This window comes from Weissella thailandensis, from assembly GCF_001932615.1.
In the GTDB taxonomy this organism is placed as follows: domain Bacteria; phylum Bacillota; class Bacilli; order Lactobacillales; family Lactobacillaceae; genus Weissella; species Weissella thailandensis.
The window spans coordinates 869755-893390 of the sequence record NZ_CP014332.1; the positions used below are offsets into that span (position 1 = coordinate 869755).

The 23636-nt window shown below is 39.0% G+C and carries 23 protein-coding genes and 1 riboswitch; of the genes, 22 read left to right on the top strand and 1 reads right to left on the bottom strand.

From position 1 onward, the window contains the following. Positions 1 to 147 precede the first annotated feature (147 nt). The 4 genes from FOL01_RS04205 to FOL01_RS04220 all read left to right on the top strand — a co-directional run bounded on the left by FOL01_RS04205 (position 148) and on the right by FOL01_RS04220 (position 4198). The gene (locus tag FOL01_RS04205) at positions 148 to 2379 is read left to right on the top strand and encodes a RelA/SpoT family protein (RefSeq protein WP_075269492.1); all 2232 of its coding nucleotides are present in this window, start codon (positions 148 to 150) and stop codon (positions 2377 to 2379) included. Next, positions 2379 to 2825: a D-aminoacyl-tRNA deacylase gene (gene dtd, locus FOL01_RS04210; RefSeq protein WP_075269493.1), complete on the top strand. Its 447-nt coding sequence runs from the start codon at positions 2379 to 2381 to the stop codon at positions 2823 to 2825. Before FOL01_RS04205 ends, dtd begins: the two co-directional genes overlap by 1 nt. Before the next feature lie 138 nt (positions 2826 to 2963). Continuing rightward, the gene (locus FOL01_RS04215) at positions 2964 to 3140 is read left to right on the top strand and encodes a type II toxin-antitoxin system RelB/DinJ family antitoxin (protein ID WP_002827374.1); all 177 of its coding nucleotides are present in this window, start codon (positions 2964 to 2966) and stop codon (positions 3138 to 3140) included. Positions 3141 to 3232: 92 nt separating this feature from the next. Continuing rightward, positions 3233 to 4198, top strand: coding sequence for a cation:proton antiporter (locus tag FOL01_RS04220; protein ID WP_075269494.1), 966 nt, complete (start codon positions 3233 to 3235; stop codon positions 4196 to 4198). 50 nt (positions 4199 to 4248) lie between these two features. On the opposite strand, the gene FOL01_RS04225 is transcribed toward FOL01_RS04220, so the two are convergent. Next, entirely contained in the window at positions 4249 to 4800 is a 552-nt protein-coding gene (locus FOL01_RS04225) for a hypothetical protein (RefSeq protein WP_075269495.1), read from the bottom strand. Between the two features lie 241 nt (positions 4801 to 5041). Here FOL01_RS04225 and FOL01_RS04230 point away from each other — a divergent pair, with 241 nt between their 5' ends. The 18 genes from FOL01_RS04230 to FOL01_RS04315 all read left to right on the top strand — a co-directional run bounded on the left by FOL01_RS04230 (position 5042) and on the right by FOL01_RS04315 (position 23616). Beyond that, positions 5042 to 5917, top strand: coding sequence for a CvfB family protein (locus FOL01_RS04230; RefSeq protein ID WP_075269496.1), 876 nt, complete (start codon positions 5042 to 5044; stop codon positions 5915 to 5917). A gap of 1 nt (position 5918) precedes the next feature. Beyond that, the gene (xerD, locus tag FOL01_RS04235) at positions 5919 to 6827 is read left to right on the top strand and encodes a site-specific tyrosine recombinase XerD (RefSeq protein ID WP_075269497.1); all 909 of its coding nucleotides are present in this window, start codon (positions 5919 to 5921) and stop codon (positions 6825 to 6827) included. 22 nt (positions 6828 to 6849) lie between these two features. Then, a complete protein-coding gene (locus FOL01_RS04240; protein ID WP_075269498.1) occupies positions 6850 to 7215 on the top strand; it encodes a reductase in 366 nt (121 codons plus the stop codon). Then, positions 7212 to 8003 (top strand): segregation and condensation protein A, encoded by a 792-nt coding sequence (locus tag FOL01_RS04245; protein ID WP_083603430.1) that lies wholly within the window; start codon positions 7212 to 7214, stop codon positions 8001 to 8003. Before FOL01_RS04240 ends, FOL01_RS04245 begins: the two co-directional genes overlap by 4 nt. Then, positions 7993 to 8634: an SMC-Scp complex subunit ScpB gene (scpB, locus tag FOL01_RS04250; RefSeq protein WP_075269500.1), complete on the top strand. Its 642-nt coding sequence runs from the start codon at positions 7993 to 7995 to the stop codon at positions 8632 to 8634. Before FOL01_RS04245 ends, scpB begins: the two co-directional genes overlap by 11 nt. Then, positions 8634 to 9401: a pseudouridine synthase gene (locus FOL01_RS04255; RefSeq protein WP_075269501.1), complete on the top strand. Its 768-nt coding sequence runs from the start codon at positions 8634 to 8636 to the stop codon at positions 9399 to 9401. The genes scpB and FOL01_RS04255 overlap by 1 nt, the downstream gene beginning before the upstream one ends. Positions 9402 to 9461: 60 nt before the next feature. Then, a riboswitch (FMN riboswitch) is annotated at positions 9462 to 9598 on the top strand. A gap of 89 nt (positions 9599 to 9687) precedes the next feature. Then, the gene (locus tag FOL01_RS04260; protein ID WP_075269502.1) at positions 9688 to 10266 is read left to right on the top strand and encodes an ECF transporter S component; all 579 of its coding nucleotides are present in this window, start codon (positions 9688 to 9690) and stop codon (positions 10264 to 10266) included. A 72-nt stretch (positions 10267 to 10338) separates the two neighbouring features. Continuing rightward, positions 10339 to 11394 (top strand): helix-turn-helix domain-containing protein, encoded by a 1056-nt coding sequence (locus FOL01_RS04265; RefSeq protein ID WP_075269503.1) that lies wholly within the window; start codon positions 10339 to 10341, stop codon positions 11392 to 11394. A 3-nt stretch (positions 11395 to 11397) separates the two neighbouring features. Further along, positions 11398 to 12840: a RecQ family ATP-dependent DNA helicase gene (locus FOL01_RS04270; protein ID WP_083603432.1), complete on the top strand. Its 1443-nt coding sequence runs from the start codon at positions 11398 to 11400 to the stop codon at positions 12838 to 12840. Between the two features lie 85 nt (positions 12841 to 12925). Next, positions 12926 to 13555 carry a LysM peptidoglycan-binding domain-containing protein gene (locus FOL01_RS04275; protein WP_075269504.1) on the top strand — a complete coding sequence of 210 codons (630 nt, stop codon included), beginning with the start codon at positions 12926 to 12928 and terminating at the stop codon, positions 13553 to 13555. A 145-nt stretch (positions 13556 to 13700) separates the two neighbouring features. Next, a complete protein-coding gene (gene cmk / locus FOL01_RS04280) occupies positions 13701 to 14375 on the top strand; it encodes a (d)CMP kinase (protein ID WP_075269505.1) in 675 nt (224 codons plus the stop codon). Between the two features lie 97 nt (positions 14376 to 14472). After that, a complete protein-coding gene (gene rpsA, locus FOL01_RS04285; protein WP_075269506.1) occupies positions 14473 to 15690 on the top strand; it encodes a 30S ribosomal protein S1 in 1218 nt (405 codons plus the stop codon). Positions 15691 to 15842: 152 nt separating this feature from the next. Beyond that, positions 15843 to 17153: a ribosome biogenesis GTPase Der gene (gene der, locus FOL01_RS04290; RefSeq protein WP_075269507.1), complete on the top strand. Its 1311-nt coding sequence runs from the start codon at positions 15843 to 15845 to the stop codon at positions 17151 to 17153. A 206-nt stretch (positions 17154 to 17359) separates the two neighbouring features. Then, positions 17360 to 17635: a non-specific DNA-binding protein Hbs gene (locus tag FOL01_RS04295; protein WP_042493879.1), complete on the top strand. Its 276-nt coding sequence runs from the start codon at positions 17360 to 17362 to the stop codon at positions 17633 to 17635. A gap of 185 nt (positions 17636 to 17820) precedes the next feature. Then, a complete protein-coding gene (locus FOL01_RS04300; RefSeq protein WP_075269508.1) occupies positions 17821 to 18627 on the top strand; it encodes a bifunctional hydroxymethylpyrimidine kinase/phosphomethylpyrimidine kinase in 807 nt (268 codons plus the stop codon). A gap of 5 nt (positions 18628 to 18632) precedes the next feature. Beyond that, positions 18633 to 19139 carry an ECF transporter S component gene (locus tag FOL01_RS04305; RefSeq protein WP_075269509.1) on the top strand — a complete coding sequence of 169 codons (507 nt, stop codon included), beginning with the start codon at positions 18633 to 18635 and terminating at the stop codon, positions 19137 to 19139. A gap of 96 nt (positions 19140 to 19235) precedes the next feature. Continuing rightward, the gene (locus tag FOL01_RS04310; RefSeq protein WP_075269510.1) at positions 19236 to 20408 is read left to right on the top strand and encodes an exonuclease SbcCD subunit D; all 1173 of its coding nucleotides are present in this window, start codon (positions 19236 to 19238) and stop codon (positions 20406 to 20408) included. Position 20409: 1 nt separating this feature from the next. After that, entirely contained in the window at positions 20410 to 23616 is a 3207-nt protein-coding gene (locus FOL01_RS04315; protein ID WP_075269511.1) for an AAA family ATPase, read from the top strand. Positions 23617 to 23636: the final 20 nt, after the last annotated feature.

The following is a 23636-nucleotide window of genomic DNA, read 5'->3' on the forward strand; positions in this document are numbered from 1 at the left end:
GAATTATTAAAATTTAAAGCAAAATACAATACAAACAGCTATGAAATGCGTTAGAATAAATTAACTATTCAGAGTGGTAGATGAAAGATACGATGCTGCGGGTATGAATCCCAATCGGCGTGAATCTAAAAACAAAGGATGATTTTTATGGCAGAAGCAAAAAAATTAACGGCACAGGATGTGCATGACTTAATCGCAGATTATATGAACGATGAGCATGTTAAGAAAGTTGATAAGGCTTATCAGTTTGCCTTCCACTTGCATCAAGAACAGAAGCGTAAATCTGGTGAACCATACATTATTCATCCAATTCAGGTAGCAGGGATATTGGCTGAATTACATATGGATCCTGATACGGTAGTTGCAGGTTACCTGCATGATGTCGTTGAAGACACTACGGCAACGCTGGCGGATGTTGAACAGGCTTTTGGGCATGATGTTGCCGTTATTGTTGACGGTGTTTCGAAATTATCACGAATTAAATATAAGTCTTCACGAGAACAATTAGCTGAAAATCATCGTAAATTGTTACTCGCAATGTCACATGATATTCGTGTCATCATTGTTAAATTGGCTGATCGTTTGCATAATATGCGAACCTTATCTGCATTAAGAGAAGAGAAGCAGCGAAGAATTGCCGCTGAGACACTTGAAATTTATGCGCCATTGGCTGATCGGCTTGGAATTATGACCATCAAGTGGGAGTTAGAGGATATGGCCTTACGCTATCTTAACTTTGATGCCTACCATGATATTGCCAAGTCGATGGACTTGCGTCGTCAGGAACGTTTGGAAATTGTTGATGAAGCGGTTGATGAAATTAAACATTCGATTACCGACTTACATTTAGCAAATACCGAAGTTTATGGTCGACCAAAACATATTTATTCAATTTACCGGAAGATGGTTGATAAGAATAAACGCTTCGAAGAAATTTATGATTTATTAGCTATTCGTGTATTAGTTGATACGATTCCTGAAACGTATGCGGTATTAGGGGCAATTCATGCTCGCTGGACACCGATGCCTGGTAGATTTAAGGACTATATTGCGTTACCAAAGGCGAATGGGTACCAATCATTGCACACTTCAGTAATTGGCCCAGGTGGTCGGCCACTGGAAGTACAAATTCGTACGTACAAAATGCATGAAATTGCTGAATATGGTATTGCGGCACATTGGGCTTACAAAGAAGGTAACTTTGCTGGTGCCGATGTGCAAAATGCTGACCAGCAGAAGTTGAATGTGATCCAAGGTATTTTAGAATTACAAGATGATGCCCAAGATGCTGATGACTTTATGGAGTCAGTGAAGGGGGATTTATTTACTGATCGTATCTTCGTGTTCACGCCTAAAGGGGATGTTATCGAAATGCCTAAGGACGCTGGTCCACTAGATATGGCATATACGATTCATACAAATGTTGGTAATCATACCGTGGGTGCGAAAGTGAATGATCGAATGGTCCCATTAGATTTTCCAATCAAGACGGGTGATATCGTGGAAATTTTGACCTCACCCAATGCGCAGCCCAATCGTGATTGGTTGACGATGGTTTCTACGCGGCGTGCCCGTAACAAAATTAGACAATACTTCCGTAAGCAAGATAAAGCCGACAATATTGCAGCTGGTAAAAAGATGGTGGCTGACTGGTTAGAGGATGAAGGTTATAATGTTGAAGAATTAATGCAGCCTGAGAATGAGACCCGTGCCGCTGAGAAGTTACATTATTTAGCTGTTGATGACATGTATGCATCACTAGGATTTGGTGATATCAAACCACAAGGGGTGGCTAATCGTTTTTCTGAAGAGAAACGTGCTGCTGTAGAAGCTGCTCGTCAAGAAGCTGAACAAAAAGCTATTTTAGAGCACCATCAAACCCTTGAGAAGGAAACAAAAGCAGCTAAGAACCAGTCACATCGTGAAGATCGAATCGTGATTCAAGGTGTTGATAATATGTTGGTCCGTTTGGGGCATTGTTGTACACCAATACCTGGTGATGAAGTCATTGGCTATGTTACCAAGGGACGTGGTGTGTCAGTTCACCGCTTGAGCTGCCCTAATTTAAAAGCCGCTGAAGTTCAAGGTAACCGTTTGGTTGATGTGGCGTGGGAGAATCCTGAAGGTAACAATAAAACCGAATATGATGCCGACCTACAAGTTTCAGCGACAAATCGCAATCGATTGCTGAATGATGTGATTCGGATGGTCAATAATACGACCCGTTCACTAAATTCTGTGAATGGTCGGGTCGATCATAACGATGATGTGCGTATTTCGCTTAGTATTGGTGTCAGGAATTTAGAGCAACTTGAATCAATTATGACCAATATTCGAGATGTTAAAGATGTTTACGAAGTAAAGCGAGTATTCAAGTAATGAAAGTAGTACTACAAAGAGCAAAATCTGCTAGTGTATCGATTAATGAGGCTGTTGTTGGTCAAATTGGTGCGGGATACGTATTGTTAGTTGGTATCGCCGATAGTGATACCGAGGCTGAATTAGATTACCTAGTGAGAAAAATAACGAAATTAAGGGTTTTTGAAGATGAAGCTGGTAAGATGAACTTGTCGATTGGAGATGTTGGTGGTCAAATTCTATCAATATCACAATTTACATTGTACGCTGACACAAAGAAGGGAAATCGCCCTAGTTTTACTAAGGCGGGTGCTCCTGATTTTGCTGATAAGATGTACCAGTTATTTAATAAAAAGCTTGCCGATACCGGGCTGACCGTAGCAACCGGTGAGTTTGGTGCAAATATGCAAGTTCAATTAATAAATGATGGGCCAGTCACAATCATCTTTGATACTGAAAATAAGTGAAATGCGTGAATTTAAATAGAAAATACTAGCAAAAAGGAATAAAAACGTGTAGTATTTGTTTCATATTTAAGGTACATGTAAACTGTGCTATGGTATAATATTTATATAAAAAGTAACTATTGTGAAGGGAGTAACATTATGGCAGAAAAGTTAATCCAATTGCGCGTTGAGGACAACGTCAAAGACAAAGCAGATGAAATTTTCAAGTCACAAGGTTTAACCACGCAGACGGCAATTAAAATCTTCTTGACACAGGTTGCGAACACTGGTGAATCACCATTTAGCAATTTGTTTTCACGTAATTTATCAAAGTAAAAAGTAAATAGAATTTCGGTTGGGCGTATGCTTCAAGTTCCTGGGTGGGTAACCAGTTAGGATTGAGGTATACGCTTTTTTTGGAGGTTGATATGGGAATAGTGGTACAATTGATCATCTTAATTGTCGGGACTATTATTTTAGGTCGTGTTGGTCAAAAATTGGGTTTTGCAGAAGTTGTTGGACAATTGGTTGCGGGAATCATTATGGGACCCGCAATATTGCATTGGGTGGCAACAGGTGAAGTTATTTCTTCTTTATCAGAATTAGGTGTCCTATTACTGATGTTCACAGCAGGGCTAGAAACCGATGTTGGTCAGTTACGACGTAATTTAACAGGGGCGACATTAACAGCTGTGATGGGTGTAGTGGTGCCATTGTTATTATTTACAGTTGTTACCTTGATATTAGGTTATCATTACGATATTGCGATCTTTTGGGGGATTGTTTTTGCAGCGACATCGATTTCAATAACCATTAGTGTTCTTGGTGAAGCTGGCCAACTGGGGTCACAAGTTGGGGCAGTCGTATTGGGTGCTGCTGTTTTGGATGATATGCTGGCTTTATTATTAGTTGGTGCCTATGTATTAGTATTTGGTGGTGAAGGATTAAGTATATCGACTTTATTACCAATTATTGTGTTTATTATTGGACTTATAGTCAATCGCTTGGCCAGTTCCGGAAAAATTTTGAAATATTCAAATTTATTAGGCGTTTGGTTCTTCTTCCCAATCTTTTTTGGCTCAATTGGTTTGAACATCTCATTGAATGGTCTGCAGAAAACTTGGCCACTAATCATCGTGTTAACGGTGTTAGCAGTGGCGACAAAGTATTATGGTGCACAATGGGGGGCAAGAATTGCTAAATTAGATAAACCAGCTGCACGAGCAGTCGGTGCAGGAATGGTTTCTCGAGGAGAAATGGCCTTGGTTGTTGCGCAAATTGGGTTAAGTGCAAACCTAATTGCCAAAAATATTTTTGGTGATATGGTCATCGTGATTATTGTTTCAACAATTATTGCTCCGTTGATGCTACGACCATTGTTGAAAAGAATATAGAAATATAAAAATCCGAGACATTTTTTGTCTCGGATTTTTATGCTTTTATATTAAAGCGGATCAATATCATAGCGCTTTGCCCGTAATTCACGCTTTTGTGCTTTGGTTGGCATATACAGGAAGTCAAAATAAGCAGCACGCCAATCATCAAATGATGCCGCTAATGTTGCAATATCTTCAGGGATTTCTTGGCGAGGCACACGATCAAGATCAGGATGCTCGGTAAAATAATTGTCTAACCAGCTGTTGATTTTTTCATGTCCCGCATTTTCAGCCTCAACATTAAACCAATTTGTTGGTTCAGGCTTGATCAGTTGGTCATCAACATCAAATAATTCCATTGTGCCGTGCACTTTAAATGGGCGAATCAAGGTAACTTCCGGATTGAATTTCCAAACAAAGTTACCAGGTGCAGTTTCTTCAACATCTTCCAATTGTACAACGGCACCAGCCATGTTTGATGGCAATCCGGCTTCCTTCAGAGCATATGACGTGACTACTAAATCACCTCGGTGTTCAGTACCAAATGAATAGACGACACCAACTTTGGCTCCCACAAGAATATCGATCAATACCTGGGGTTCCATACCAATTGCTTTCATAAATGATTAAACTCACTTTCAAATTATTAATAACTATTTTAGCAAAAAATATCATTTTTGGTGAGATAAGTAAGAGAATCTAGTTTACATATATCATATCGATGACATATCTGTTAAGATAATTAGATATAGTGAGCAAGATTACTGGCGCTATGATGCTGGTTATGAATAACCTTTACCAGTGCTGTGGCATCGGACTTATAAAATATAGATGCAACTGATGTAAAAGGATGGAGAAAAAATGACACATAAACTTGGTGACGTCGTTACAGCTAAAGTAACTGACGAGAATGATCGTTATTACTATGCACAAATTGACGGTGAAACGTACGAAATTGACAAAACAGAACTAAAAAAGCCATTAAAGGTTGGCGGTTTGGTTTCAGGATTTGCCTATGAAAATGAAAAACACCAATTAGAAATAACCAAGAATCTACCAGAAGTTCGATTAGGACATTATGCTTGGGGAACGGTTACGGATATTCGTCGTGATTTGGGAGTCTTTGTTGACATTGGTTTGCCTAATAAAGATGTTGTGGTTTCATTAGATGAATTACCAACAATTAAGGAACTATGGCCACAACGTGGTGATAAGTTGATGGTTACACTTCGCATTGATAAAAAAGACCGTCTTTGGGGTGAACTGGTGACTTCAGATATTTTGCAGGCGGTGCGAATCCCAGCAAAGCCAGATATGCATAACAAGCAAGTACAAGCAACCGCCTATCGTTTGAAAAAGGTGGGTACATTGGTTGTGACATCGGATTACCACTTTGGCTTTATTCATCCGGATGAGCGTCAACGTGAACCACGCTTGGGTGAGGTTGTATCAGCACGAGTGATCGGTGTACGACCAGATGGTGTGTTAAACCTATCGTTACGTCCTCGCGCATATGAAGCTATTCCTGAAGACGCTCAGATGTTACTTACGTTGTTAGAGCGTTCAACCACGCATAGCCTACCATTCACAGACAAGTCTGATCCAAAGGCCATCAAGAAGTACTTTGGTATGTCAAAGTCACAATTTAAACGTGCAGTTGGTCGTTTATACAAGGAACGTCGAATTACACAAAATGAAAATGGACTTTTCTTAGTAGAAGAAAGTGAAGGCGAATAGGATGAAAGTGCAGGTAGGACCATTTGAAGATGTTTTGGTTGACTACCTTCATTATTTAACCGTTGAACGTGGTTTATCAGCCAATACGAAACATTCGTATCAACAAGATCTTGTGCAATTTTTCGAATACTTAATGGCTGAGAAGTACGATAATTTAGCATCGGTTGACCGTTTTATAATCATGACATTCCTAGGGCAGTTAGAACAAAAGGGTAAGTCGCGTAACACGGTTATTCGGATGGTGTCCACGTTACGTAAATTTTTTGAATTTGCGCAACTGAACAAATTGATAACCAGTAATCCAATGGAACAAGTTGATTCGCCGAAAAAGGCACAACACTTACCTGCCGTATTGACTTTGGAAGAGGTTGAAGCTCTGTTACAAGTACCTGATATAAAGACGCCACTTGGTTTGCGCAATCGAACCATTCTTGAGGTCATGTATGCAACCGGACTACGTGTCAGTGAGCTAGTTAATTTGCGCTTAGATAACTTACATTTGGATTTGGGACTTATTCAAACGGTTGGTAAGGGTGATAAAGAGCGTATCGTTCCTATTGGGGATGTTGCTGTTAAATGGTTAGAAGACTATTTAAATAATAGTCGGCCATTGTTAGGTAAACAACAAGATTCACATATCATTTTTCTAAATGACCATGGTCATCAATTAACACGGCAAGGCGTTTGGAAATTAATTAAGCAATGGGTCAAACAGGCGGGCATTACAAAAGATGTTTCGCCGCATACGTTGCGCCATTCATTTGCTACCCACATCTTAGAAAATGGTGCAGATTTACGAATTGTCCAAGAATTATTAGGTCATGCTGATATTTCGACGACACAGATTTATACTCATATCTCAAACAAAAGATTAACTGAGGTATATGAGAAAGCACATCCTCGTGCTTAATTTAGATTGATTGGAGGAAATGATGTTAATTATTGTACGTAAAGATCAATCGAAAATTGTTATGGGTTTGCTATCCTATAGTCCAAATTTGGCAGATATTGTCGCCGTGCAACGTGAATACGATTGGTATCAATCTGATGATAGCCGGGATATTTTACTGTGGCGTGATGAAAATACACATCACTTCACGGTATTGCTCGGGGTTGCGAGTGTTTACAATTCAGTTGTGATTCGGCGGATTGTGTTTAGTCCGGAAGTACGACCTGACCAAAAGTTAGAACTTGGTAGTAAGATATATCAAGCATTGCAATATCAATACCCAGATCAAGTAATTATGGGATCAATTGCGACGCAAAAATATGTGACGAAATGGCGAGACATGCAATGAGTGAAGAACTAACATATCATTTGGCGGATTTTGATGGTCCATTGGATCTATTACTACATCTTATCCGTGTGAATGAAATGGATATCATGGATATTCCGATTGTGGAAATTACGGCACAGTATTTGGTGTTCTTACATGCAGAACAAGAGCGTAATTTAGATGTTGCTGGTGAGTTTTTAGTGATGGCTGCGACGTTAATGTCAATTAAGGCCAGTTACTTACTACCTAAGACTGATACCTTTCAATATGATGAAGAATTAGCGGAATTTGTTACTGAAGAAGATCCACGAGAGGCATTAATGATGCAATTGATTGAGTATCAACGATACCAACAAGCGGCCGGTGATTTACGTGTTCGGGAAGAAGAGCGCCAGCTACAGTTTTCTAGAGCACCTATGCCAATTCCAGATGATATCGAAGGGGCCCCTTTGCCAGAAGGGTTAGAGTTACATGACTTACAGGATGCGTTTAATCGTCTGGTAAAGAAGCGCTACCGAAAGCAAGTACAGCCACGTTCGGTGAAAAGTGATAATTGGTCAGTTCAACAACAAATGACTAAAATTATGGTACAAATAGACAACAATCAGGTTGTGACGTTTGAGCAGCTTTTTGCGGAGGATGCAGGAAAAGATGAGTTAGTGACAACGTTTATGGCAATGTTAGAACTTGTTCGCCATCAGCATTTGGCTATTATGCAAAATAAATTATTTGGTAATATTGATATTTCACGAGGTAATATACCTTATCATCAAGAAAATAGAGAGGATGAAGAAGCTGATGCAGAATAGCTTACAGCAAATTGAAGGGTTATTATTTGTTGCAGGGGATGAAGGCATTTCGGTGGCCGAGCTGTCAGCAGCTACACAATTCCAAAAACCAGCAGTGACTGGATTATTAGAAGAATTAGCAACTAAGTACGCTGAGGATGATAGTTGTGCATTTCAAATTCTCAAAACAGATGATCGTTATCAAATAGTAACAAAGGCCAATTTATCAGAAACTATTCATCGGTTTTTTACAGCACCGTTGACGACCGCATTATCACAAGCCTCACTGGAAGTATTAGCAATCATTGCCTATAAACAGCCAGTGACGCGTATTGAAGTAGATGAAATTCGTGGTGTCCAATCACAGTCAACGATTCAAAAATTGGTTCTGCGTAATTTAGTTACTGGCAAAGGACGTGCTGACGAGCCTGGTCGGCCGATTTTATATGTTACAACAAGTTATTTCCTAAATTATTTTGGATTAACAAGTTTGGATGAGCTGCCACCATTGGTTACAGCGAAGGCACTAGAAGATTTAGAAAGTCAGCAAGGAGTTACCATACCGTTATTACCATCAGAAGAACAACAATCTTCATTTGATATCACAATTGCTGAATTAACAGATCAATCAGAAAGTAATGAGGAAAAATAATGGCAGAACGATTACAAAAGGTCATGGCTCAGGCAGGGGTGGCATCACGACGCGCTTCTGAGAAGTTGATTACTGAGGGTCAAGTGACCGTTAATGGACAGGTAATTCGAGAACTAGGTACAAAAGTAGAACCCAGCGATCATATTGAAGTGAATGGCACCCCCATTGATTCAAAAGAGAAATTAGTTTATTTCTTATTGGATAAACCACGTGGTGTTGTCACAACTAATTCCGATGATAAAGGTCGTCAAACGGTAACAGATATTGTCGATGAACCAGAACGTGTTTATCCAGTAGGTCGTTTGGACTATGATACAACGGGTGCTTTGTTGCTGACGAATGATGGTGACTTGGCCAACAAGTTGATGCATCCAAAGTATCGCATTGATAAAGTCTATGTTGCTAAAGTCAAGGGAATTCCAACAAATGACGAGTTAGAGAAATTACGACACGGTGTGACAGTGAAAACGGTCCAAAAAGGTCGTCATTATACCTTTAAAGCAGCCCCAGCTTATGCAGAAATTTTATCAAGTGATAAGAAAAAGCATACAGCTATCGTGAAGTTAACAATTCATGAAGGAAAGTATCATCAAGTAAAAGAGATGTTAAGAACTGTCGGTCATGAGGTGATTAAGTTAACTCGTGAGCGTTACGGTATGCTTGACTTAACTGGTTTGACGCCAGGGGAGTATCGACCATTACGGCATGAAGAAGTGCAGGCCTTAAAGTCTGGTCGGCAATTCCGTAAGTCGGCGGGACGTTGGTAAAAGGCTGATTGAATGTCTATTGACATTTATATATTAGAAAGTTAATATAATATTATAACTAAATATCTTCAGGGCAGGGTGTAATTCCCGACCGGCGGTAATTTCGTTTTGACGAAAAAGTCCGCGACCCACAGTTTTGTGGTTGATATGGTGTGAATCCATAACCGACAGTAAAGTCTGGTATGCAGAAGAATTAATGAATTTGACTGATAGAGTCGGTTTTATTTGTGTCGCCCTGGCATAAATGAAACCGTCTTTTTTTCAGTGCGGAGGATTAGGTAGTAATATGAATAAAACGCGTCACTTAACGATCATTGCTTTATTGTCGGCAATATCATTTGTTTTAATGATTTTCCCACAATTTCCAATCTTGCCCGGAGCAAGCTTTTTGAAAATTGACTTTTCGATTGTTCCTGTATTGCTGGGAACTTTACTCTTAGGATTGAAACAGGGCTATACGATTTTAATTCTAAGATCCGTTTTGAAGTTACTGCTTAATAACGAGGGCCCTGGCGATTTGATTGGTATACCAATGAATATTATGGGGATGGCTGTCTTTATGACGATAATCGTGCTAGTCATGCGACGTACGAAATTGTCAAAAGGGCAATTTATGTGGGGGAGCGTATTAGGAACAATTGGCTTAACCCTTGTAATGGTCATTTTAAACTATATTTATGCGGTGCCACTATATGCCATATTTGCAAATTTTGATATTAAAGCAACGATTGGTATGGGACGTTATCTTCTTTGGATGGTCGTGCCTTTCAACTTAATTGAAGGGATTCTTCTGGGTGTGGTCTCAGGTGCTGTCTTTTTCTCATTCCAACGTGTATTAAGTAGTATGCATTCACAATTAAATTAAAGCATGTGGCTTGCACTTATAACGCTATTTTCTTAAACTAGTCTTTAGTAATAGCGAGAGGTGGACCATGTTGTGATAACTGATTTCTTGATCACCCTATTTTCGTCGGTACAACCACGGCGACATCGGGTGATTTTTGGTTTATTAAGGCGTCGTTTAACAGTGTCAACAGAATACTGGGGATTACGCTACCAATTGTTGCCATTTGTTGGTCTGTTTCCTCAATTAGAAAAGACAACTTTTGATGAACAAATTGTAACGCTTATTAAGAATGGTTTGCTTATTGAACAGCAGCCAAATTCCGGGCAGTTATTGTTGACAGATAAGGGGGTAGTTGCCCAGCAGGAATATCATAAGTACCACTATCAAGTGCAGTATATGCCATTAACGACGCAACCTTTAGCAAATATTCGCCAGTTTCGGGAAGCTTTTTGGTTGGCAAATCAAATTATTTCGGAAACAGCTTATCATAATAAGCGCTACTATCCGTTACAAATTGATGTCAAAACCAAAATGTTAGTCAAAAAATGGTATCGTCAGACTGATAAATCGCATTTGATCGATAACTGGTTGATGGCTCTAACCCAATTTTTAAAGCAATTAGATCAGCAAACTGCCAATCAATTTGTGGCGACTTGGGTGGGTCATCAAGTGCCAGGGCGGAATGCTGATCAATTGGGATTACCAGCAACATGGACAACTACCGACTTTTATCTGTGGGAATTTGATTTGTTTATTTTTTGGAGTCAAACCTTACTTCAGTCCAATAGTAACAGTGAGCTAAAACAATTGTGGCAACTGACACAACAGCAGCAGAATTTGTCGCCAAGTGTGCAACTAACATGTCAACAGGTTCACCAGGGATTATCAATGGCAACAATTAGTAAGCAACGGCGCTTGAAAATCGGTACGGTACGAGAACATTTATTAACGGCAGCGGTGTGGTTACCTAAAACAGACTTCCCGTATGACCTATTTTTAACATCGGAAACGTTGCGATATTTACAAGAACATTTAACTGGTAATATTGATGATTGGCAGTTTGCTGATATTCGAACCTCAGATAATCCGGATGAATTTTTCGTTTTTCGATTATATGAAATTTATTTGACCAAGCAGGGAGCGTAAACCATGGCAATGATTAACTTAGATAAAATTTTACAAGCTAAGTTTGGTTTTAAAACTTTTAAAACTGGTCAAAAAGAAATTTTAACTGCCTTGTTAGCCAAACAATCGACACTAGCAATTTTACCAACAGGCGGTGGTAAAACACTGATTTATCAAATGATGGGTGCTGTTCGAGACGGTTTAGTGATTATTGTGACGCCACTACTGTCTTTAATGCAGGATCAAGTGGCCCGTTTGAATTATCTTGGTGAAAAAAATGTGATTGCTTTGAACTCAACATTGACGTTTGAAAATAAAAAGAATGTCTTAAAGCACTTAAAACAATACCATTTCTTGTTCATTTCGCCTGAAATGTTAAATCAAGAGCAGGTGCAAATATCATTAAAACAAGTGCCAATTAATTTGATGGTTATTGACGAGGTCCATACCATGGTGACGTGGGGACAAGATTTTCGACCGGACTATCTTGCATTACCAGCCATTCATAAGCAACTTGATCAGCCGCAGTTACTGTTACTAACGGCTACGGCAACGCCAAGTATGATAACTGCAATTATTGAAAATTTTCGTTCTGTACCGGAAAAGTGGTTTGTCTATCAACAACCTGTTGATCGGCCGAATATATTTTTGCATACTGAGCAATTGCCAAATGAGTTGGAGAAAAAACAACGATTAAAGGATTTGCTACAGACAACGAGTGGACCAGGGGTCGTTTATTTTACTTCACGTAAATTAGCAACAAGTATGGCTGAATGGTTAACTAATGAGACTGGGCAGCGTGTTGTTGCCTATCATGCGGGGATGAGCACGATGGCTAGATACCGTGTGCAACAACAGTTTATGCAAGGTGAAATCGATGTTATTACAGCGACTTCAGCATTTGGTATGGGAATCGATAAAGAAAATATTCGCTTTGTCATTCATTATCATTTGAGTAATGACCTTTCAAATTATTTGCAAGAAATTGGTCGTGCGGGTCGTGATGGTCAACAATCGGCGGCAATTCTTTTATATGTTCCTGGCGATGAAAGCATTCAGTTTAATTTGATTGATCAAACGATTCCAGATTCATATGCAATCAAAAGTTATGTTGAGCAGTCTGAGGTGACCATATTAAACCCTGAACAGATAAGGCTATTAGATTTTTATAAATCTAATCAGCTCACAACGATTGAAATTAGTCGGATTTTTGATAATCGGCGGCGCATCAGACAGAATAATTTGTTATCAATGATCAATTATGCAAAATCTGATGGTCAGTTGCGTCATCAAATCAGCGATTATTTTGGTAATGAAACAGATGGTTTATCGCAAACTGACGAAAGTGTGGGTGTGACAGACTGGCATTCAAAAGAATTGCACTTAGAAAGAAAAGAAGATGGCAAACATCAGTTAAAGGTGTTAAATTGGTCTAAACAGTTAAAAAAACTATTTAATTTACAGTAAAGATTAGGTGTGACACTAACTATTTTAAGGCGGTTAGTGTATTATTAGAGATAGTAAAAAAAGATAGTAAGGAGAGCCACCAATCATGACCGAAAAAAAGGATAAACAACAGCCATGGGAGGCATCTTTTAAAGATGATACAACCAAGCAGTATTCAAGAACGCAAAACCGGCGTAAGTCGCAACGTGTTAGTATGGTTGTCGGGATTTTGGTATTGATTGTTATTGTGTTGTCTTTTGTTCCTGTATATAAATATCTACAAGAATTAAATAAGCCTGCTGATAACACAACAAATACTGAGCTGCCAGTTGCTTCATCAACAAAAACAACAACATCAACGAATAAAGTAACTGATACAGCGAAGTCAGAATCAAAGGCTAAAGTTGCCGCATCTAAGTCATCGAGTGAGGCAGCAGCTAAATCTTCATCCGAAGCAGCGGCTGCAAAGTCTTCATCCGAAGCGGCCGAGGCAGCATCATCGAGTGAGGCGGCAGCAGCCAAATCTTCATCAGAGGCAGAAGCAGCAGCAAAGTCTTCATCCGAAGCAGCGGCATCATCTGAAGAAGAAGGGCAAACAGTATCATTTGATTCTGGTACCTTATATAGCTTTGCCCGTGCCAATAATACAACTCCTGAAGAGTTATATAGTTTGAATCCCGGGTTAACATCAAGCAATTATGCGACTTTCTACGGTAAGGGCTTGAAGGTCAAGTAGAAGTTTTCAAGTACAATAATAAATTTTAAATATAATCGAGTTGGGACATAGTAAATGTCGCAACTTTTTTTATTAAATATGCCTAGTGTTTCCACCGAATTAGGCGTAAAATAGAATAGTAATAAATTGAATAAGGATGTGAATCATGAACCCAATTCAGATTGCAATTGATGGACCAGCTTCGGCTGGCAAGTCAACGATTGCTAAAATCTTGGCTACTGACTTGAATTTTGTATATGTTGATACAGGAGCGATGTATAGAACTGTTACCCTTGCTGCCATTAGAGCAGGTATTAAGTTGACCGATGAGGCAGCGGTCGTCGCATTATTGCCAGAGATTGATATTTCATTTAAGCCAGGTAACCCAGTACAGCGTGTCTTCTTAAATGATGAAGAAGTAACCGATGATATTCGATCAGTTGAAGTGACAGCAAATGTCTCAGCTGTTTCAGCCTATGGGGATGTCCGTACGGCAATGACAGACTTACAGCGTGATATAGCGGCCGCTGGTGGTGTTGTCATGGATGGTCGTGATATTGGTACAACGGTATTGCCGGATGCTGAAGTGAAGATTTTCTTAATTGCTTCTGTCCATGAGCGAGCAGTTCGTCGCTTTAAGGAAAATCAAGCAAAAGGGATGGCTACCACATTAGAAGAATTGGAAACGGCGATTGAGAAAAGAGATTATTTAGATTCTCATCGCGAAATATCGCCGTTGCAGAAAGCATCTGATGCGACAGAATTAGATACTACTGGATTGTCAATTCAAGAAGTAGTAGCTGAAGTAAAGCGCATTATTGAAAATAAATTACGAAATTAATAATCACAACTCAAAAAGATGTAAAAAACACTGGTAATATATATCAAGATTAGGTATAATAACCATTAGAGTCGTGTGACCAGGAGGATATATTGTAATGAACGAAGAGAACAACGAGCTATTGGCAGCTCTTGACAGCGTAGCCGAAGTTAAAGTTGGCGATGTAGTTAAGGGTGAAGTCTTGGCAATTGATGATAATCGTCAAGTTATCGTAGGTATTGAAGGTGCCGGTGTTGAAGGTGTAATTCCTTTGCGCGAATTGACAACTGACCGCGATGCGGACGTAAATGACCTTGTCAAGGTCGGAGACGTGTTGGATTTGGTAGTAGTATCTACTATCGGTTCTGACAAGGAAGGTGGATCATACCTATTGTCAAAGCGTCGTCTTGAAGCTCGTCGTGCTTGGGAAGAAATCGCAAGCAAGCACAGTGTTGACGACATTGTGGAAGCACCAGTAACGCAAGCCGTTAAGGGTGGTTTGGTTGTTGATGTTGAAGGTGTACGTGGATTCGTACCTGCTTCAATGATTGAGAACCGTTTCGTGCAAGATTTGAACCAATACAAGGGTCAAACTATCCGTGCAAAGATTATTGAAATCAACGCAGCAGATAGCCGTTTGATCTTGTCACGTCGTGAAGTTTTGAATGAAGAGCGTTCAGCTGCTTTGGCACGCATCTTTGATGAACTTTCAGTTGGTGATGTAATTGAAGGTAAAGTTGCTCGTATGACTAACTTTGGTGCATTTATTGACCTTGGTGGTGTTGATGGATTGGTACACGTATCTGAAATCTCACACGAACGCGTTTCACAACCTTCAGACGTTTTGTCAGTTGGTGAAGAAGTTAAGGTTAAGGTTTTGGGCTTGGATCCAGAACGTGAGCGTATCTCATTGTCAATTAAGGCTACTCAACCAGGACCTTGGGATACAGCAGCTGAAAAAGCACCAGCTGGTACAGTTCTAGAGGGAACTGTTAAGCGTGTGGTTGACTTTGGTGCATTCGTTGAAGTGTTCCCAGGCGTTGAAGGTTTGGTTCACGTTTCACAAATCTCACACAAGCACATTGCTAACCCTAGTGATGTATTGACAGCCGGTGACAAGGTTCAAGTTAAGGTTTTGGATGTTAACCCAGAACGTCAACGTTTGTCATTGTCAATCAAGGCTTTGGAAGAAGCACCTGCACGCGAGGAAAATGATCGCCCTCGTCGTTCACGTCGCCCTCGCCAATCAGCACCAACTAACTACTCAACTTCTGAAGAAGAAGGTTCAGCAACGTTAGGTGATGCATTTGGTGACATCTTCAAAGATTTCGACTAAGCATTAGAATAGTTTAAAACAGTTAGAGGCTGGGACAGATGTTGTCTCAGCCTCTAATTTTTGTTTCGTATTAATTCATGTTAATATTAAACATAGAGTATACAAATTAACGCGAATTACAATAAATTATGTAATTCAGAAAAGAGGATAATATGGGATTTCCTGTTGTGGCTGTTGTTGGTCGTCCAAATGTTGGTAAATCAACAATTTTTAACCGCATCGCGGGTGACCGAATTTCAATTGTCGAGGATACGCCAGGTATTACACGTGATCGTATTTATACACGTGCGGAATGGTTGACTAATGAATTTCGGTTAATTGATACCGGTGGAATTGACATGGGCGATGAACCATTTATGTCACAAATTGTTCAACAAGCTGAAATTGCGATTGATGAAGCAGATGTTATTGTTTTCATGGTTTCGGCTCGCGAAGGATTAACTGAAGCTGATGAACGTGTGGCTAAAATGTTGTATCGATCAAAAAAGCCAGTTGTTTTGGCAGCTAATAAGGTTGATAATATTGAACAGCGTTCAGAAATTTATGAGTTTTACGCATTAGGATTTGGTGATCCATATCCAATTTCTGGTGCACATGGTACCGGATTAGGTGATTTGTTGGATCAAGTTGTGGCTAATTTCCCAGATGTAGAAGCACCAGAAGAAGATGATGCGGTACGCTTTTCATTTATTGGTCGTCCAAATGTCGGGAAGTCATCATTAGTGAATGCGATGTTAGGTGAGGAACGGGTTATCGTGTCAGACATTTCTGGTACAACGCGTGATGCCATCGATACCCGATTTACTTCAGAAGATGGTGACGAATTTGTTATGGTCGATACGGCGGGAATTCGTAAACGTGGGAAGGTTTACGAATCTACTGAAAAGTACTCAGTCATGCGTGCAATGCGTGCAATTGACGATTCAAATGTCGTGTTAGTTGTCTTAAATGCGGAAGAAGGTATTCGTGAGCAAGATAAGCACGTGGCCGGTTATGCGCATGAAGCAGGTCGAGCCGTTATTATTGTTGTAAATAAGTGGGATACGCTTGAAAAGGATAATCACACAATGACGGATTTTGAAAATCAAATTCGTCAAGAATTCCAATATCTATCATATGCGCCGATTGTCTTTGTGTCAGCTTTGACAAAGCAACGTTTGAATAAATTACCAGCACTAATTAAGCAAGTAAATGATAACCATCGAAAGAGAATTCAATCGGCTACGTTGAACGAAGTTATTTCAGATGCTTTGGCATTAAATCCAACATCAACAGTTAATGGTAAGCGTTTGCGTGTTTATTATGCAACGCAAGTAGCTATCCAACCGCCAACTTTTGTTGTTTTTGTCAATAATCCTGAGTTAATGCATTTTTCATATGAACGTTTCTTAGAGAATCAAATCCGTAAATCATTTGACTTTACTGGAACGCCAATTCACTTGATTAAAAGAGCACGTAAATAAAAATAAACTTAATATTGCATACTTTGCCTTAAATTTTATAAAAATATTTAAGGATATGACAAAAACCTTGCTATATCAACGTTTAAAGGCATTTTTTACTTGTAAGAACCACATAATTATGATATTCTAAGTATCGAAATCTAATTACAGATTCAATTTTAATTTATTGGCAAAACGCCAATATACCTATGCAGGAGGAAAACTAAATGGCTAACAAGCAAGAATTAGTAACTGATGTTGCAACTGCAACTGGTTTGACAAAGAAGGATGCAACTGCTGCAGTGGATGCAGTATTTGCTTCAATCCAAGATACTTTGGCAAAGGGTGAAAAGGTCCAATTAATTGGCTTTGGTAACTTTGAAGTACGTTCTCGTGCAGCTCGTAAGGGTCGCAACCCACAAACTGGTGAGGAAATCGAGATTGCTGCATCAAAGATTCCTGCATTCAAGCCTGGTAAGGCATTGAAGGATGCAATCAAATAAGTTGTATTGAAAAAGAAGTGGTGTTTAACACTACTTCTTTTTTTGTTGTTTTTAGATTAAATCCTCAGTTTTTTGAAACACGTTTATGCTTTCAAATAAAGCTACGCATTCAATATGTATGTGTTTACCGTCGTTAATTTGTGCTAAACTTAAATTTAATTAATTATTGTAAAAGAGGTATTGCGATGGGAGTAGGGAAAATTATAACAATCGCTGGTTCGGATATTTTAGCTGGTGGTGGGGTCCAAGCTGATTTAGCAACATTTAATGAATATGGGTTGTTTGGTTTAAGTGCCATTACAAGTATTGTGACAGTTAATCAAGCTGATTTTGATATTTATGATGTGCCAGTATCTGTGTTGGCCAAACAATTAACATCTCTGAGTCAATTTACAGATATTAAGGGTATCAAAGTGGGATTGTTACCGTCTGTTGATCATATTGATCTAGTCAGCCAATTTATCAAACAATATGCTGGCCAAGTACCGGTCGTTATTGATCCGGTGATGGCGTTTAAAGAAACTGATTCAGTTAATGCGGCAAAATTAGCCACTGCCATCAAGCAAAAATTATTACCACTGGCAACAGTCGTGACACCCAACTTGATTGAAGCTGAGTTATTAACGGAACAATCAATTCGTTCTGGAGCAGATTTATTAACAGCTGCTAAGATGCTCCATACAATGGGACCACAAACCGTGGTGGTCAAGGGTGGTGTGCGTTTACTTGGTGATATGGCAATCGATGCGGTTGTTTCTAATAATACGGAAAAGATGATGCAATTACCAAAAATTTCGCAACCATATAATAATGGGGCTGGCTGTACATTTTCAGCAGCCATTGCCAGTCAGATATCACAAGATGTACCAGTAATAACGGCAATTGACGATGCCAAGGATTTTGTACATGATGGTATTTTGCACGGAGTTCGTTTGAATGATGATTTTAAAGTAGGTAATGTTTGGCAGGCAGCGCGCCGCCATAAGGGGTAGATGAAATGAAAACAAAGCAAATTACTATCGGAGCGGTGTTGATTGCTATCAACATTGTATTAAGTTATGTCGCCAAATTACCAACGCCAACAGGATTCGTTTCTTTAGTAGAAACTGGTATTTTTATTGGTGCTTGGCATTTTGGTCCTAAAATGGGATTAGCCGTTGGTGGTTTAACTGGATTTTTACTAGACTTATTTGCTGGCTATCCACAATGGATGCTTTTTTCATTACTTATCCATGGTGGAGAAGGTTGGATCATTGGACATTATAACGTTGATAAAACAGTGGGTATCCGTGTTTTAGGTAACATCTTAGGTGGTATTACCATGGTTGTGGGTTACTGGGTAGCTGGTAGCTTCTTACTATGGGTCACTGGTGGGTCAAAAATGTCATTACAGGCTGCAACGTTGGCTGGCCTTACAGATGTGCCAGCAAATATTTTCCAAGTTTTGGTTGGATTTATCTTAGCACTTATTGTAAGCGTACCATTACGAAAGTGGATACGTTAATTTAATTATTAAGCGTAATAGGCTGGGTTATTTCCCAGTCTGTTTTTGTTTTCGACAAAATAGTCATTAATTGTTAGATTAGAGGGAATTTTGATTATGAAATTTTTACATACAGCCGATTGGCATATTGGTAAAGAGTTAGGGGGCTATTCACTATTAGCCGAACAGCAAGTTGCTTATCAACAAATTAGGGATTTAGCAATTCAAGAAAAAGTTGATGGTGTGATTATTGCTGGTGACTTATATGACCGCGGTATTGCGCCAATTTCAGCAGTTAATAGTTTAGAGAGCATGCTGAAAGATTTAAATATAACATTTAAAATGCCGGTCTATGCTGTTTCCGGAAATCATGATGGTGCCACACGATTGGGTGCTGGGCGAGAATGGCGGGAAAAGAGTCAATTATATTTAAATACAACGCTGGCTGATGCTTTTACACCTATTGAAACAAAAGATACACAAGTATTCTTGTTACCATTTATTGAGCCTTCAACTGCTCGGGTGCATTACGGCATAACAGAAGATGAAACAGCACAGTATCAAACAATCAATCAAGTCATGCCCCGTATTGTTAACGAAATGGTTGCTAAATTTAAACCAGCAATGAATCATGTGCTGGTGACCCACTATTATGTTGTGGGTAGTAAAAATCAGGATTATGAATTCACTAGTGAAACTAACTCACAAGTTGGTGGTTTACGTGGCTTGGATGATCAATTATTTAAGGATTTTGACTATGTTGCATTGGGTCATCTACATTTAAAACAAGCGAGTCCTAGTGATGTTGTGCAATATTCGGGTTCACCAATCAAATTTAATACGAAAGAAGCCCAATCAGAAAAGGGCGTTTATCTTGTTGAAATCAACGATCATCAAGTGAAAACAAAGTGGCAACCATTAGTCCCTAAGAAGGATTTGATTTTACTGACTGGAACCTTTGATGAATTAGTGACACCAAGTTTTTATCAACAGTATGAACGAGCACATAAAAACTACTTTAGTATTAAGATTAAAGGACCGGTCACATCACCCAATGCGCGGGCAATGCTGGCTGAAATTTATGGTGATGTTGTCGAAGTGCAATATGACTTACCTAAGTTAATGCAGAGTGAAACAAGTATTCCAGAAATTAGTGATGATAATGAATCTGATGATAAAATGATTGCTAATTTTTATGAGTTTGTGACTGGTGAACAACTGAATGATAATCAAAAGAAGCTTATTGATGAGACCTTGAGTGACTTACACCAACAGGAGGAAGATAATTAATATGCGTCCTATCAAATTACAATTAAACAATTTCGGACCTTATGATCATGCCACGATTGATTTTTCAAATTTCACTGAATCTAAACTATTTTTAATTACTGGCGATACGGGTGCTGGTAAGACAACTATTTTTGACGGTATGACCTATGCCTTGTTTGGTGAAGGAACTGGTGAACGACGTCCGGAAGATATGCGTAGTGAATTTGCTGATACGAATTCAGAAACTAAGGTCGTTTTTTGGTTTGAACATAATGGCCGTTTCTATGAAATTAAGCGTACGCCCACACAGTCATTAAAAAAGAAGCGTGGTGCAAAATCAGATTTTGATTTAACCGAACATAAAGCAACGGTTTCTTTGATGGAAGTTGATGATGTCCTCGCAACACCAATTGCTGCACTCGGCGATAAAGCAACCGTTGTTAATGACCACGTCAAAGAATTACTACACTTAAATGCTGAACAGTTTCGTAAAATAATTTTATTACCACAAGATAAGTTTCGAGAATTTTTAAGTGCCCAAAGTGATGATAAAAAGGTCATTTTACGTCAACTATTTGGAACGGCAATCTTTGACCAGTTTACGGATAAATTGAAACAACAACAAAAAACATCTGATAGTCAACTGGAACAACTTGCTTTCCAACGTGACGATAAGTTAAAACAAATTGACTGGCAACAGGATGATATTGATACTATTGCACCAACTGCAGCAGAAAAGTTGACGCTTTTATCTCAGATGAATCAAGCAATGCGCATTGATTTAACTGAACAAGAGAACGACTTGACGAAAGCACGTGAGGAATTAAAAGTTCTACAGCAACGGCAACAAGAAGGTCAACGCGTTGAAAATTTATATACACAATTAACGCAAAAGAATCAGTTATTGCAAGAAAAATATACACAGAAACCGGTCATTGAAAAAAAGAAAACTTGGTGGCAAACTTTGCGTTGGGCCGAATCGCAACGTGAAATCGTTGATAAGCAACAACGACTTACTAAACAATTAGCTGATGAATCAGATAGTAAGCAACAAGTGACAACAGCAAGCAATCAGCTAAAACATAGCCAAACTGTATTGGTAGATCAACAAACAACACTGTATAAACAAAAGGAAAGTATCGCTAACAAGCGCATTGTTTTACAACAAATTCAAAATGATTTACTACCTAAATCTCGTCAATTGACTAAAGCTCAAGATAAGCAAGCACAAGTTATTGCGAAAATTGCATCAGCTGAACAAACTAATCAAAAACTAAATGATCAATTACAAGTAACTGAAAACGAATTAACAGATAAACAAAAGAAGTTGGCTGATAAACAGCAAATTATCGTTAATGAAATTAGTCTGACAAAGCTAACTTCGCAGATACAAAATATGGCAGAGCGGGTCAGTGACTATGAGTCACGGCAATCAGCCTTAGAGTTAGCAGAATTACAAGCAGCAAAATTAGCAGAACAAGTTACAAAGTCAAAAGAGCATCAATCGTTACAATTGCAAAAATTAAAAGAGCAAGAATCATTACGTCGTGATATCTTGATTCAGCAATTAAAACAAGAGTTAAAGGTTGGTGAGCCTTGCTTGATTTGTGGTCAAATTTATCAAGGTCAGCAGCATGAGCATAATCAAGCAGCAACGACAACCTACGCAGATTTAAAAACGGCTATTCAAGCGGTTGAAAAGACAGAGCGTTCAGTTAGAGATGCTGCTGCAGATCTATCTAAAGTAACGACGGCTTATGAAACGAAATTGGCTGATATTAAAAGTGAAAAGGAATGGTTAGATTCACGACAAAGTGAAATTAATCAGACTTATGAACAGATAAAGGCCGATTGGGAATCAGTGTTCGCTTCTTTTAATGAAGCTTTTAGTGAATTGCCAACGATATTTGATAAAGTACAGGTTAACAAAAAAGCACAACTGGCTTTAGTTTTCATGCGTGATACTAAAAAGCAAGTGACATCCTTAGAAAAAGAAGTTGTCAATAAACAACAACAGCTCCAAGCAGCTAAAGAAGATTTGGTCGAAAATAAGCAAATTCTTGTATCGCAACAACAAAATAAGCAAGAATTGACTGATGAAATTACGCAATTAACAGCATCGACCGGGCAATTATTGTCAGTGACCGAGTATGAGCAGAAGGTTCAGCAACTTCAGCATGAGATTAAAAAATATGAAGAAACTGACAATGAGCTACGTGAGCAATTGTTAAGAAATGAAAATAGTCAACAGGAGAAACAGCAACAGTTAGCAAGCATCCAACAAAAATTGGCGCAAATTCAAGCTGATTTAACGCAAGAACAGCAACGTTTAGCAACGGTTATTAGTGAGGGACCAGTTGCAGACCAAGCTGGATTTGATGAATTAATGGGACGTTTAGACCAAGATCCCGATGAAATCAATCAGTTGCATGATGCCGTTATGGCTTACCAGACAAGTATCAAAAGCTTAACGGCAGAAGTCGACGATTTGAAAAAACAAATTGGTAATAAAACCTTGCCGGATTTAGAGAAGTTGCAAATGCTGGTTAATGAACAGCAAGCTTCTGTTGAACAACAAGTGGCTGACTATACGGCAAAGGAAGCTCAGTTAACGCAACAGGTACAGATTGAATATTCTGTACAAACACTACAAGAGCAATGGGCAGCTCAACAATCTGCAGGTAGAGATTTGTTTACCTTAAAAGAAGCCGTTGATGGTAATAATGATAAACGGCTACGCCTTGAAACCTTTATTTTGCGACGCTTTTTATATGACGTATTAGAGTATGCTAATGCCCATTATATAGGTGTCTTGTCGGCTGGAAGATATCAATTTATTTTGTCAAATCGACAGGCTGGCCGAGCCAATCAAAACGGTTTGGATATTGATATTTATGACCAAGATGGTGGCAAAATTAGGGCAACTAGTACGCTATCAGGTGGTGAATCATTCATTGCCGCACTTTCGATTGCACTTTCGATGGCTGAAATCGTGCAGCATCGTGCGGGTGGTGCCAAAATCGATGCACTCTTTATTGATGAAGGGTTCGGCTCATTGGATGAACAGACACTTTCGCAAGCGATGGAAGCCTTAAGTATGGTTGAGCAAAGTGGCCGATTGGTAGGAATTATTTCTCATGTTAGTTCCATGAAACAGCAGATACCACAACAATTATCAGTTAAGAAACTTGGTAATGGTCGTAGTAAATTAACATTGCATATTCTTTAATTAAATTGTAGTTATACAAA

Excerpts from the sequence above, each read along its gene's own strand:
- FOL01_RS04205 (WP_075269492.1), top strand. The coding sequence starts at position 148 with ATGGCAGAAGCAAAAAAATTAACGGCACAGGATGTGCATGACTTAATC.
- dtd (WP_075269493.1), top strand. The coding sequence starts at position 2,379 with ATGAAAGTAGTACTACAAAGAGCAAAATCTGCTAGTGTATCGATTAAT.
- FOL01_RS04215 (WP_002827374.1), top strand. The coding sequence starts at position 2,964 with ATGGCAGAAAAGTTAATCCAATTGCGCGTTGAGGACAACGTCAAAGAC.
- FOL01_RS04220 (WP_075269494.1), top strand. The coding sequence starts at position 3,233 with ATGGGAATAGTGGTACAATTGATCATCTTAATTGTCGGGACTATTATT.
- FOL01_RS04225 (WP_075269495.1), bottom strand. The coding sequence starts at position 4,800 with ATGAAAGCAATTGGTATGGAACCCCAGGTATTGATCGATATTCTTGTG.
- FOL01_RS04230 (WP_075269496.1), top strand. The coding sequence starts at position 5,042 with ATGACACATAAACTTGGTGACGTCGTTACAGCTAAAGTAACTGACGAG.
- xerD (WP_075269497.1), top strand. The coding sequence starts at position 5,919 with ATGAAAGTGCAGGTAGGACCATTTGAAGATGTTTTGGTTGACTACCTT.
- FOL01_RS04240 (WP_075269498.1), top strand. The coding sequence starts at position 6,850 with ATGTTAATTATTGTACGTAAAGATCAATCGAAAATTGTTATGGGTTTG.
- FOL01_RS04245 (WP_083603430.1), top strand. The coding sequence starts at position 7,212 with ATGAGTGAAGAACTAACATATCATTTGGCGGATTTTGATGGTCCATTG.
- scpB (WP_075269500.1), top strand. The coding sequence starts at position 7,993 with ATGCAGAATAGCTTACAGCAAATTGAAGGGTTATTATTTGTTGCAGGG.
- FOL01_RS04255 (WP_075269501.1), top strand. The coding sequence starts at position 8,634 with ATGGCAGAACGATTACAAAAGGTCATGGCTCAGGCAGGGGTGGCATCA.
- FOL01_RS04260 (WP_075269502.1), top strand. The coding sequence starts at position 9,688 with ATGAATAAAACGCGTCACTTAACGATCATTGCTTTATTGTCGGCAATA.
- FOL01_RS04270 (WP_083603432.1), top strand. The coding sequence starts at position 11,398 with ATGGCAATGATTAACTTAGATAAAATTTTACAAGCTAAGTTTGGTTTT.
- FOL01_RS04275 (WP_075269504.1), top strand. The coding sequence starts at position 12,926 with ATGACCGAAAAAAAGGATAAACAACAGCCATGGGAGGCATCTTTTAAA.
- cmk (WP_075269505.1), top strand. The coding sequence starts at position 13,701 with ATGAACCCAATTCAGATTGCAATTGATGGACCAGCTTCGGCTGGCAAG.
- rpsA (WP_075269506.1), top strand. The coding sequence starts at position 14,473 with ATGAACGAAGAGAACAACGAGCTATTGGCAGCTCTTGACAGCGTAGCC.
- der (WP_075269507.1), top strand. The coding sequence starts at position 15,843 with ATGGGATTTCCTGTTGTGGCTGTTGTTGGTCGTCCAAATGTTGGTAAA.
- FOL01_RS04295 (WP_042493879.1), top strand. The coding sequence starts at position 17,360 with ATGGCTAACAAGCAAGAATTAGTAACTGATGTTGCAACTGCAACTGGT.
- FOL01_RS04300 (WP_075269508.1), top strand. The coding sequence starts at position 17,821 with ATGGGAGTAGGGAAAATTATAACAATCGCTGGTTCGGATATTTTAGCT.
- FOL01_RS04305 (WP_075269509.1), top strand. The coding sequence starts at position 18,633 with ATGAAAACAAAGCAAATTACTATCGGAGCGGTGTTGATTGCTATCAAC.
- FOL01_RS04310 (WP_075269510.1), top strand. The coding sequence starts at position 19,236 with ATGAAATTTTTACATACAGCCGATTGGCATATTGGTAAAGAGTTAGGG.
- FOL01_RS04315 (WP_075269511.1), top strand. The coding sequence starts at position 20,410 with ATGCGTCCTATCAAATTACAATTAAACAATTTCGGACCTTATGATCAT.